General features: G+C 72.7%; 10 protein-coding genes. 6 read left to right on the forward strand and 4 right to left on the reverse strand.

Annotated features, from left to right (window positions below; translation table 11 throughout):
• Window positions 1-195 precede the first annotated feature (195 nt).
• The 3 genes from ACIQWA_RS38400 to rfbH all read left to right on the forward strand — a co-directional run bounded on the left by ACIQWA_RS38400 (window position 196) and on the right by rfbH (window position 3254).
• Window positions 196-780 carry a flavin reductase family protein gene (locus tag ACIQWA_RS38400; protein ID WP_402491116.1) on the forward strand — a complete coding sequence of 195 codons (585 nt, stop codon included), beginning with the start codon at window positions 196-198 and terminating at the stop codon, window positions 778-780.
• A gap of 254 nt (window positions 781-1034) precedes the next feature.
• Entirely contained in the window at window positions 1035-1655 is a 621-nt protein-coding gene (locus ACIQWA_RS38405; RefSeq protein WP_360242763.1) for a TetR/AcrR family transcriptional regulator, read from the forward strand.
• A 297-nt stretch (window positions 1656-1952) separates the two neighbouring features.
• Window positions 1953-3254, forward strand: coding sequence for a lipopolysaccharide biosynthesis protein RfbH (gene rfbH / locus ACIQWA_RS38410; RefSeq protein WP_402491119.1), 1302 nt, complete (start codon window positions 1953-1955; stop codon window positions 3252-3254).
• Here the strand turns inward: rfbH and ACIQWA_RS38415 are convergent.
• The 3 genes from ACIQWA_RS38415 to ACIQWA_RS38425 form a co-directional block, all read right to left on the reverse strand.
• The gene (locus tag ACIQWA_RS38415) at window positions 3226-4158 is read right to left on the reverse strand and encodes an SDR family oxidoreductase (protein WP_402491121.1); all 933 of its coding nucleotides are present in this window, start codon (window positions 4156-4158) and stop codon (window positions 3226-3228) included. The genes rfbH and ACIQWA_RS38415 overlap by 29 nt on opposite strands.
• Window positions 4159-4287: 129 nt before the next feature.
• Window positions 4288-4482, reverse strand: coding sequence for a (4Fe-4S)-binding protein (locus ACIQWA_RS38420; RefSeq protein ID WP_360242754.1), 195 nt, complete (start codon window positions 4480-4482; stop codon window positions 4288-4290).
• Between the two features lie 77 nt (window positions 4483-4559).
• Window positions 4560-5810: a cytochrome P450 gene (locus ACIQWA_RS38425; RefSeq protein ID WP_402491124.1), complete on the reverse strand. Its 1251-nt coding sequence runs from the start codon at window positions 5808-5810 to the stop codon at window positions 4560-4562.
• Window positions 5811-6105: 295 nt separating this feature from the next.
• Between ACIQWA_RS38425 and ACIQWA_RS38430 the strand changes: the two genes are divergently transcribed.
• On the forward strand, window positions 6106-7293 hold the full coding sequence (locus ACIQWA_RS38430) for a cytochrome P450 (RefSeq protein ID WP_402491129.1): 1188 nt from the start codon (window positions 6106-6108) through the stop codon (window positions 7291-7293).
• A 92-nt stretch (window positions 7294-7385) separates the two neighbouring features.
• On the opposite strand, the gene ACIQWA_RS38435 is transcribed toward ACIQWA_RS38430, so the two are convergent.
• Window positions 7386-8591, reverse strand: coding sequence for a nucleotide disphospho-sugar-binding domain-containing protein (locus tag ACIQWA_RS38435; RefSeq protein ID WP_402491132.1), 1206 nt, complete (start codon window positions 8589-8591; stop codon window positions 7386-7388).
• Window positions 8592-8793: 202 nt separating this feature from the next.
• On the opposite strand from ACIQWA_RS38435, the gene ACIQWA_RS38440 reads away from it, so the two are divergent.
• Together ACIQWA_RS38440 and ACIQWA_RS38445 are read left to right on the forward strand one after the other, a co-directional pair.
• Complete coding sequence (locus tag ACIQWA_RS38440) at window positions 8794-10299, forward strand: MDR family MFS transporter (protein ID WP_402491134.1); 1506 nt, start codon at window positions 8794-8796, stop codon at window positions 10297-10299.
• Window positions 10300-10414: 115 nt separating this feature from the next.
• Window positions 10415-11278 carry an aldo/keto reductase gene (locus ACIQWA_RS38445; protein WP_402491137.1) on the forward strand — a complete coding sequence of 288 codons (864 nt, stop codon included), beginning with the start codon at window positions 10415-10417 and terminating at the stop codon, window positions 11276-11278.
• The last annotated feature ends 124 nt before the right edge of the window (window positions 11279-11402 follow it).

Raw genomic sequence — 11402 nt, forward strand, 5'->3', positions numbered from 1 at the left:
CTGTGGAGGTCGATTGTCGGAACGGCCGCTAAGTCGGGGCTAAGTGCTTCCGGCCGCCCCGACCCGGGGGCGGAGGTGCCGGGTCGGGGCGCGAGCAGGCTAGCCGGAGGCAAGTCCTGTATTAGCCCTGCGGGGGACCATGGCCGGGACAACGGCCAGGACGGCGGTTCAGGGAGCACCCGTGGAAGGATCCGGATGGCAGCGAACCGTATCGAAGCACTGAACGACCTGCTGGACGAGCCCCGGGAGGACGCGTTCGACCAGGCGGACTTCCGGCGGGTGCTGGGCCACTTCGCCTCCGGCGTGGTGGCGGTGACCGGGATGGACGGCGGGGAGCCGGTCGGGCTGTTGGTGAGCTCGTTCACGTCCGTCTCGCTGGACCCGCCGCTGGTGGCGTTCTGCGTGGCGCACACCAGTACCAGCTGGCCCCGGCTGCGGGGCGGCCGGCGGCACGGCATCTGCTTCCTGGCAGCCGGCCAGTACGGGCAGGCCCGGCGGCTGGCCACGGCCAGCGGGGACTCCAAGTTCCACGGGGTGGCCTGGTCGGCGTCGCCCGCGGGGATGCCGGTCCTCGACGGTGCGCTGGCCTGGCTGGAGTGCTCGGTGGAGGCTGAGCATCCGGCGGGCGACCACATGATCGTGGTCGCCCGGGTGCACCGGCTCGCCAAGACCGGGTGCAGCGCCGAGGCCGGGCCGATGGTGCTGTTCCGCGGCGGCTACGGGCGGTTCACCGCGGTCGCCCCGGCCCCGGTCGACGCCGCCGCGGAGGCCTCGCCGTGAGCCTGCCCGTCGGATCGGGGCCACCGGCGCGATCCTGAGGCCGCCGCCCGGGACGGTGCTCTCCGCGACGCCGGCCACAGCGCCGCGCCGCGCATATACCGTGGGGGGCTTGGACGGTGACGGACATTCAGGTGCCCGGCCCGGGGGCGTGCGGGCCTCCGCGAGGGCCGGGCCGGTGCACAGGCTTCGGGCGATGAGAGGAGGACGGGGGCGGCTGACCGTCCGGCGCGTTCCGGCCGGCCCCCTGACCAGCCATGACCGCAGACCAACCGATGGGCATGCGGGCCCGCAACAAGCAGGCCACCCGTGAGGCGATCGGTGCCGCCGCGCTGCGGCTGGCGCTGGAGAAGGGCCCCGAGGGGCTGGCCCTGGTGCGGGTGCGCGACATCGCCGAAGCCGCCGGCGTGGCGCCCCGGACGTACAACAATTACTTCTCCAGCCGGGAGGAGGCGATCTGCGCCGGCCAGACCGACCAGTCCCGCCGCCTCGGCGGGGCGCTGCGGGCCAGGCCCGCGGAGGAGCCGCTCGGCGAGGCCCTCATCGCGGTGGTGGTCGAGGTCTTCGCCGATCCCGAGCCCGACCGGGCCGGGCTCGCGATGATCATGTCCACGCCCGCGCTGCAGGGCGAGGCGCTGAAGGCGTTCAGCATGGCCGAGGAGCCGCTGGCGGACGCGATCGCCGAGCGGACCGGCGCCGAACGCTGGGAACTGGCCCCGGCGGTGACGGCCGCCGTGGTCGCCGGGGCCGTCCGGGTGGCGGGCCGGTACTGGCTCAGCAGCGTCAACCCCCCGTCGTTCGCCGAGGTGCTGCGCGAGGCCCTGCGCCACGCCCTGGGGATCGGCCCCGGGCCCGACGGCCGCGCGGGGTGCGGCTGAGCCGCCGGTTTTAGATCCGACCAGGCTCGCTGTTAGGGACGGCGGCGAACCTGTCCCCGTGGGCACCCACTGAGGGTGCCCAGGGGGGACGCTTCGTCCCGACGCGGCTCGGCCGATCGGTCGTGCCGCCGGTACCGGCTGCCCGGACAGGCCCAGACGGAGCGGAGCTCCGGCCGGCCCCGGCCGGGTCGAACTCCTGCACCTGGTCGACCGGGAACCCCGGCAGACCCGAGCCACGCCCTGGATCCGCCCGGCGGAAGCGCGCCGCACCGACAACGGCTACGGAGGTACCACCACATGGGTGAGGACAAGGAAGCGATCCTGAAGCTGGTGAGGGACTACCACCAGAGCCAGGCCGACGGAGAGTTCGTCCCGGGGAGGACCCCGGTGCTCACCTCCGGCGCGGTCCTCGACGAGGAGGACCGCGCGGCGCTGGTCGAGGCGGCGTTGGACATGCGGATCGCGGCGGGCCCCAGCGCGCGCCGCTTCGAGCGCGACCTCGCCAGGTACTTCAAGCGGCGCAAGGCCCACCTGACCAACTCGGGGTCGTCGGCGAACCTGGTCGCGCTGACCGCGCTGACCTCACCGCAGCTGGGGGACGTGCGGCTGCGTCCCGGCGACGAGGTGATCACCGCCGCCGCGGGCTTCCCCACCACCGTCAACCCGATCCTCCAGAACGGGCTCGTCCCGGTCTTCGTCGACGTCGAACTCGGCACCTACAACCCGACGCCGGAGGCCATCGCCGCCGCGATCGGGCCGCGCACCCGGGCGATCATGACCGCGCACGCGCTCGGCAACCCGTTCGCCGCCGAGGAGGTCGCCGAACTGGCGCGTCAGCACGACCTGTTCCTGATCGAGGACAACTGCGACGCCGTCGGCTCGCGCTACCGGGGCAGGCTCACCGGCACGTTCGGCGACCTCTCGACGGTGAGCTTCTACCCGGCCCACCACATCACGGTCGGCGAGGGCGGCTGTGTGGTCACCAACGACCTGGCACTCGCGCGACTGGTGGAGTCGATCCGCGACTGGGGCCGGGACTGCTGGTGCGAGCCGGGCGAGGACGACCGCTGCCTGAAGCGCTTCGACCAGCAGCTCGGCACCCTCCCGCCGGGCTACGACCACAAGTACATCTTCTCCCACGTCGGTTACAACCTGAAGAGCACCGACCTCCAGGCCTCGATGGGCGTGACCCAGCTGCGCCGCATCGAGGAGTTCGGCGAGGCGCGCCGCCGCAACTGGCGGCTGCTGCGGGAGGGGCTGGACGGGGTCCCCGGCCTGCTGCTGCCCGAGCCGACCCCCGACTCCGACCCGAGCTGGTTCGGCTTCGTGCTGACCGTCGAGCAGGACGCGCCGTACACCCGCCGCGAGTTGGTGGCGTTCCTGGAGGAGCGGCGGATCGCGACCCGTCGGCTCTTCGGCGGCAACCTCACGCGCCACCCGGCGTACGCGGACGTCACGTTCCGGGTGTCGGGCGACCTGTCGGTCAGCGACATCGTCACCGAGGACACCTTCTGGATCGGCGTGTACCCCGGGATCACCCCCGAGATGATCGACTACGTGGTCGGCTCGATCAGGGAGTTCGCGGGAGTTCCCCGCTGAGGGCGAGTTGGTCCCGCATCGTGGCCAGGGCGTCCTCGATGCGGGAGAACCGCACCCCGAGGACCCGGGTCGCGTGCTCGTTGGACACGTTCAGCCAGCGCGGGTACGGGCGTCCGGCGTCGCGCAGGTAGTCCGCGAGGCGGCCGCGGGCGGCGGGGGCCGCGTCGAGCCCGAAGGTGCGGGCCACCGTCACCGTGAGGTCGTAGGGGGACAGCGAACTGCCGCCCGCGCAGTGGAACAGCCCGTCCGGCGGCCGGAGTTGTGCCACCCGCTCGACGGCCGCGGCGAACTCGTCGACGAAGGTGGGGGTCACCAGGGTGTCCTCGAACATCGGCGGGATCCGGCCGGCGGCGAGCCAGCCGACCAGCTTGCGGACCAGGTCCTCCTTGCGCCGGTAGCGGGCCCGGAACGGGAAGCTGGGGCGGAGGACGGAGAACGCGCAGCCGGACTCCTGCACCTCGCGCTCGGCCCAGAGCTTGGTCCGGCTGTACCAGTCCAGCGGGTCGGGCCGGTCGGTCTCCCGGTACGGCTCAACCTGGTCGCCGCTGAACACGTAGTCGGTGGAGACGTGGATCAGGTAGCGGCCGTGCCGGCGGCACGCGGCGGCGAGGTTCGCGGTCCCGTCGACGTTCACCCGGTAGCAGCGGCCGTCGCGGTCGCCGGTCTGCGCCGCCGCCGCGTTGAGGTCGGTGAACGCGGCGAAGTGCGCGACCACCTCGGCGGGGCTCTCGGCGACCGCCCGGTCCACCGCGGCGGCGTCCGTGAGGTCGCACTCCAGCTGGTGCCAGCGGTTGCGGCCGCCGAGTTCGGCGGCCCGGTCGCCGACCAGGCCGCGCAGGCCCGTGCCGGCCAGGGGGGACGACTGTCCGGTGCCGGCCAGGGGGGACGACTGTTCGGTGTCCACGGGTTCTCCCGTCATCGGTGTCCGACGGCCCGTCGGAGGAGGCCGGCGTACGGCCGGCGACGACCGGCGGGCGCCGGGGCAGACGTGGGGGGAGGCCGCCGGAACCGGCGGCCTCCCCCGTGCGGGCGCTCAGTCCTCGATCGACAGCGCCCGGGCCGGGCACAGGCTGACCGCGACCCGCACGGTCACGGTCGTGCCGGGGTCGGGACGGTCGGTCAGCAGCTCGACCATGCCGTCCTCGTCGTTCTGCTGGAAGACGCGGGGCTCGGTGAGCACGCACTGGCCGGCGCCGATACAGACGTCGCGGTCGACGACGATGCGCACGGGGGGTCCTTTCCGTTCGGAGTGGTCCGGGGAGGTGGCCGGGGCGGTCAGGAGCCCGCCCGGCGCCGGGCGGACCGTCACCAGGTGACGGGCAGCTCGTGCAGGCCGTAGGTGTTGGAGTCCTGCTTGAACGGGAGCTCCGACACGGGCACGGCCAGCCGCAGACCCGGCAGCCGCGCGAACAGCGTGGTGAAGACGATCTCCAGCTCCGCCCGGGCGAGGTTCTGGCCCAGGCACTGGTGGATGCCGTAGCCGAACGCCATGTGGTGCCGCGCGCCCCGGTGGATGTCCAGCCGGTCGGGGCTGTCGAAGACCGTCTCGTCCCGGTTGGCCGAGCCCAGGCCGAGCAGGACGCCGTCGTCCTTGCGGATCGTCACGCCGTCGATCTCGATGTCCTCGCGGGCCGTCCTGAGCAGCACGTCCGAGATGGTGAAGTACCGGAGCAGTTCCTCGACGGTCCGGCCGATCCGGCTCGGGTCCGCGATCAGCTCGGCCACCACCTCCGGGTTCTCCAGCAGGCCGGTGGTGCCCAGCGCGATCATGTTCGCGGTCGTCTCGTTGCCGGCGACCAGCAGCAGGTAGGCCATCTGGATCAGGCCCATGTGGGTGAACACCCCGGTCTCCCGGTTGTTCACGACGAGCCGGCCGAGCACGTCGTCGGTCGGCTCCTGTTCCTTCTCCCGGATCAGGCCGTCGATGAAGGTGGCCAGTTCGATCATGGCGGTGCGGCGTTCCTCGGGGGTGCTCGCGCGGCTGAGCATCGCCGAGGTGCGGGTGTGGAAGAACTCGCGGTCGGGCGGGTGGACGCCGAGCAGTTCGGACAGCACCATCGAGGGCACCCGCACCGCGACCGTGCCGACCAGGTCCGCGCCGGGGCCGGCGGCGATCAGGTCGTCGATGCAGCTCTCCACGATCTCCGTGATGCGGGGCCGCAGCTCCTGGATCCGCCGGACGGTGAACTCGGCGATGACCATCCGCCGCGGCGCGGAGTGCTCCGGCGGGTCCAGCCCCACCAGGGTGTTGCCCATCGCCTGGGACTCCCCGCCCTGGGTGCCCTCCTCGGAGAGGCCGAGCGGGACGAGCAGCGGCAGGTTGGGGTGGTGATGGTCCGAGCTGATCCTCGGATCGGTCACCAGCGCGCGCACGTGCGCGTAGCTCGTGACCAGCCAGGCTTTCTGCCCGCTGGGCAGCGCGACCTGGGTGACCGGCCGCTCGGTGCGCAGCCGCGTGTACATCGGCGCCGGGTCGAGCGGGCAGCCGCGCGACATCGGGAAGTCGGGCACCTCGGGAAGGTCGCCACTGTGCGGTGCCGACGTGGCCTCGGTCATGGCAGCTCCTGTTTCGGCGGCGGTGCGGCACGGCCGGAATCGTCGGATTTCCGGCGCCGCGGGATTACCGACACCACGGGAATGCCGGCGTCATGGGATTGCCGGTGCCGCAGTCGTCGGAATTCGTTTGTCCATGGCGGATGTCAGGCTAGCGGTGAAATCTAAAATCTCACTAATATGCGGTCCCGGGTATTTTTTCCCACGACAGGCCGCCGGTTCGTTGATAAATTGGGCCGCTGTCGCGGGCCGCGAAACGGGATTCGCCGGAATCCCGCGGCCCGATACGGGAGGTGTGATGAGCACGGGCGAAACCGTCCGGATGCCGCTGTTCACCGACGGCGGCGCCGAGCTCCTGGAATGGATGCGGCGGATGCGCGACGAGCAGCCGCTCTGGCAGGACGAGCGCGGCCACTATTTCGTCTTCCGGTACGACGACGTCCAGGAGGTGTTCTCCGACCCGGCGCGCTTCTCGTCGAACATCGGCCGGCTCATGCCGGTCTTCGGCGAGGAGAAGCTCAGCGCGAACCTGCCCTGGCAGGATCCGCCGGACCACCGGAAGCTGCGGCAGCTGGTCAGCCAGGCGTTCACCCCGAAGACCGTCGCCGCCCTGCGGCCACGCATCGGTGAGATCGTCCAGGAGCTGCTGGCCGCCGCCCCGGACGACACCTTCGACTTCGTCGAGTACCTGGCCTACCCGCTGCCGGTCATCGTGATCGCCGAACTCCTCGGCATCTCGCCGGCCGACCGGGCGTTCTTCCGGCAGTGCGCCGACCGGCTGCTCGGCATCCGGGCCGACGACTCGGAGTCCGACCAGGCCGCGGCCCAGGCCATCGCGGACACCACCAAGGAGCTCGACGAGTACCTGGTGGCCGAGGTCCGGCGCCGGCGCTCGGACCGGTCGACCGGGGACGTGCTCGGCGCGCTGGCCGCGGCGGAGCTCGACGGGCAGCGGCTGACCGACCTCCAGGTGGCCACCTTCGCGGCCCTGCTGCTCAACACCGGCCACATCACCACCACGCTGCTGCTCGGCAACACCCTGCTCTGCCTGGGGGACACCCCGGAGGCCGAGGCCCGGATCCGGGCCGACCGCTCCCTGGTGCCCGCGGCGCTGGAGGAGGTCGTCCGGTGGCGCCCGCCGTTCCCCCGGGCGCTGCGGATCGCCACCGAGGAGCTGGAGTTGGCCGGCGGCGTCATCCCGGCCAACGGGATCGTCATGCCGTCGATCCTGTCGGCCAACCACGACGAGCGGCAGTTCCGGGAGCCGGAGCGGTTCGACATCGACCGCGACCCGAACCGCCACGTCGGGTTCGGCCACGGCATCCACTTCTGCCTCGGTGCGCCGCTGGCCCGGCTGGAGACCGAGATCGCCCTCAACGGACTCATGGACGCCTTCACCGAGCTGCGGGCCACGGGCGACGCGGTCTTCCACGACTCGGAGTTCTACGGGGTCAAGAAGATGACGGTGTCCGCCCGGCGGTCGTGAACGACGGCCGGACGACGACGGGCGGACGACGACGGGCGGGGCGCCTCCCGGTGCCGGGAGGCGTCCCGCCGGGCCGGGGCCGGCCGGTGCGGTCAGGCCAGCTGCTCCAGCGTGCGCACCAGGTCGGCGGGCGACGGGGCGGCGGCGATCTCGTCGCGCATCTTCCGGGCGGCGGCCCGGATTCCGTCGTCGGCGAGCACCGAGTCGACCGCGGCGCCGATGGCCTCGGTGCCGGCTTCGGTGCCGCTCAGGGTGATGCCCGCGCCGCTCTCGCAGAAGTTCGCCGCGTTCGGCGGCCGTTCCACCAGGGGGAGCAGGACCTGCGGGGCGCCGAGCGAGGCGGCGGTGAGGATGGTGTTGGTGCCGCCCTCGCTGATCACGGCGGCGCAGTCGGGCACGAGCGCGTGCAGCGGAAGGCCGTCGGCGAGGCGGATCCGGTCCGGGAGCGGGCGGTGCCGGACCCGGTCGATCCCGCTGCCGGTGAGGACGACGTCGACGTCCCGGGCGGCGAGCGCGTCGAGGACGCGGGTGAGGACGGGCGCCTCACCGACCCCGCCGTCGGGCTCGCCCCGCTCGCCCCAGCTGACGCAGACCTGCGGGCGGCCGCTCGGCTCCGGGGCCCGGTCGGGCGCGGCGGCCGCGCCGTCGTACGGGACGAAGCGCACGGGGATGCGGGCGGGTGCGTCCGGTACCTGCACGCTGCCCGGCCAGGGGTCGATGCTGCCCGACGCGTAGTCGTCGCGGACCGCCGCGCCGAACTCCGTGAAGAGTTCGGCCAGCCCGGTGGGCCAGTTGGGGGTGTACTCGTCGCCGGTCGTCGGCCCGTGCATCGGATTGTGGGTGCGGTGCATGATGTCGGGCCCGGTGAGGTGGCGCAGCAACGGGATGTCCCGCGCCGCCGCGACCAGCGGTGCGGCGAAGGCCATCGGATCGGCGACGACGAGCTGCGGGCGCCAGTACTCGGCGAACCGCACCAGGTCGGGGGCGGTGCGGACGGCCGTGTCGACCAGGGGGGCGAACCTGAGGTCGAGGAGCCTGCGCCGCTCGTCGTCGGATGCTTCGGCGAGGAGGCCGGGAGTGGCGGGCCGGCCGCCGGGAGGGGTGGGCGCCGCGGGTGCCGCCGGGTGCGGTCCGGCACCGATCTCGGCCGGGGTCAGTCCGGCCCGGACCACCGCCTCGGTGAGGTCGGGCGGTGCGGCGATCCGCACCTCGTGCCCGGCCGCCCGGCAGGCCCAGGCCAGCGGTGCGACGAAGTACAGGTGGGAAGCCCTGGGGAGCGGGGCGAAAAGGATACGCACAGGGTCACCTCTCGGGATGCTGGTGGCCCATGGAAGCCCGGTGCGCTAAAGGAGGGCTGAACCCTCCCCGGCTCGGCCGCCGAGCCGCAGTGATCGGCAGATTTCTGCAGAGTCTGCAACTGGTTGCGTGTCACGCAAGCTTGTGGGAGCCTGATGCCGTGATCGAAAGGCCCGGATATGCGGACGTTCGCGAGGGAGTCTGATGGCGCAGAGTTCGAGTGACGCCCAGCCCGCAGGCAAGAGCCAGCCGTTACCACCGGAGCTGCTGAGAGTCGCCGGGGTCGTCCTGATCGGCCTGCTGGTGATGCAGCTCGACGGGACCATGGTCAGCGTGGCGCTCAACACGCTCGCCCACGACCTGTCGGCCTCGGTGGCGACCCTGCAGTGGGTGGTGACCGCCTACCTGCTCGCCCTGATGGTCGGCATGCCGCTCGCCGGCTGGGCCGCGGACCGCTTCGGGCCCCGGACGATGTGGATCGTCTCGCTGGCCGTCTTCCTGGTCGGATCGGTCCTGTGCGGCCTGTCCACCTCGATCTGGATGCTGGTGGCGGCCCGGGTGCTGCAGGGCCTCGGCGGCGGGATGATGGTCCCGGTCGGCCAGGCGATGCTGATGCGGCTCGCCGGCATGGAGCACCGGGCGAAACTGGTCGCCCTGATGGCGATCCCCGGCATGATCGGCCCGACACTCGGCCCGGTCCTCGGCGGGGTCATCGTCGACGGCATCGACTGGCGGTGGATGTTCTTCATCAACATCCCGATCGGCGTGATCGCCTTCCTGGTGGCGGGCCGCAACCTGCCGAACATGAAGGCGGAGACCGCCGCCAAGCTGGACGTGCTCGGGGTGCTGCTGCTCGTCCCCGGCCTGGTGGCCATCGTCTACGGCTTCTCCCGGGCGGGCGCGGTCGGCTTCGGCAGCGGCCAGGTGATCGCGCTGCTCGCGGTCGGCGGAGCGCTGCTCGCCGGATTCGGCGTGCACGCCGCGCGGCCGAACGTCGACGCGCTGGTGTCGATGCAGATGTTCAAGTACCGGGGCTTCGCGACGTCCTGCACCCTGCTGCTGCTGGTCGGGCTCACCATGGGCGCCGGCATCGTCCAGCCGCTGTTCCTGCAGCAGGTCCACGGTGAGAGCCCGATGAGCACCGGCGTGCTGCTGGTCGCCTTCGGGGTGGGCTCGGTGGTCACCTCCGTCCTGCTCGGCCGGGTGTTCAACAAGCTCGGCCCGCGGCTCGTCGGTGTGGTGGGCATCGTCCTGGCGATCGCGGGCGCCGCCATCTACCCGATGTTCGACGCGGGCACCTCGCGGGTCCTCATCATCACGGCCATGCTGGTCTCCGGCGTGGGCCTGGCGATGGTGGTGCTGACCATGTCGACCGCACTCTACGTCGGGCTGCCGCCGCAGCAGATCGCCCGGGCGACCGGCGCCTCGCGGATCTTCCAGCAACTCGGCCTGTCGGCCGGCACCGCCGTGATCAGTGTGGTGCTCCAGATCCAGCTGTCCGACCAGACGGACCGGGCGCCCGACGGCACCGTCGGCCCGACCGGTCTCGCACACGCCTACAGCACCACCTTCTGGTGGGGCGTCGGCTTCCTGGTGCTCGCGGTCGTGCCGACCCTGTTCCTGCCGAAGACGGTGGTGGCGCCCGCGCCGGTTCCGCGACAGGCGGCCGAGGCCGCCCAGTCGCAGGGGGCCCAGCCGCAGGAGGCGTGACCGGCCCGGTGCGGCGATCCGGCCCGGCGGTGTCCGCACTGCCGGGCCGCGTGCGTCGGGGTCCCGACCTGCTCAGACCTGACCTGTCCAACCGACAACCCGAGGATGCACACACATGACCACCACCACGGCCTCCTCCGCCGGAGAATTCCTGCTCGGCGGTGACCTGCGGGTCAACCGGCTCGGTTTCGGAGCGATGCGGATCGCCCTCGGCGGCTCGGTGCGCGACCCCGAGTCGGCCGTCGCCGTCCTGCGCCGCGCCGTCGAACTCGGCGTGAACCACATCGACACCGCGGGCTTCTACGGCTTCGGGGACCTCCAGTCGCACGAGACGATCCGTCAGGCGCTCTCCCCGTACCGCGACGACCTGGTGATCGCCACCAAGGTCGGCCCGATGCTGGAGGGCGGTGTGGTGCCCACCGCCGAGGCCACCCCCGAGCAGCTGCGCGGCCTGGTCGAGGAGGACCTGCGCCGGCTCGGCGTGGACCGCCTCGACCTGGTCTACCTGCGGGTCGGCGGCATGGGCGAGCCGGGTGGCGAGTCGATCGGCGACCGCTTCGAGGCCCTGGCCGAGCTGCACGCCGAGGGGTTGATCCGGCACCTGGGCGTCAGCAACGTCGACGCGGCCCAGCTCGCCGAGGCCCGGGCCATCGCCCCGGTGGCCGCCGTGCAGAACCAGTTCCACGTGCACCGCCGGGCCGACGCCGACCTCCTGGCGATCTGCGAGCAGGCGGGCATCGCCTACGTGCCGTTCTTCCCGCTCGGCGGGGGCGGCGAGAAGATCGACCCGGCCCGGGTGGAGGCCGTCGCCGCCCGCCACGGCGCGACCACCCATCAGGTCGCGCTGGCCTGGCTGCTCGCCCACTCGCCGGCGGTGCTGGCGATCCCGGGTACCAGTGTCCTGGAGCACCTGGAGGAGAACGTCGCCGCGGCCGGCCTGCAGCTGACCGCCGAGGACCTGACCGAACTGGCGGGCTGAGGACGCGGCTGCGTCCGGGCGCCACCGGCGCCGCCCGTCGGCGGCCCCGGGCCCGGCGGCAGCGGACCCCCTTCGGCGAGGACATGATCCTCGCCGAAGGGGGTCCTCGGCGTTCCGGGCAGGT

This window comes from Kitasatospora sp. NPDC098652 (assembly GCF_044760155.1).
GTDB lineage: Bacteria > Actinomycetota > Actinomycetes > Streptomycetales > Streptomycetaceae > Kitasatospora.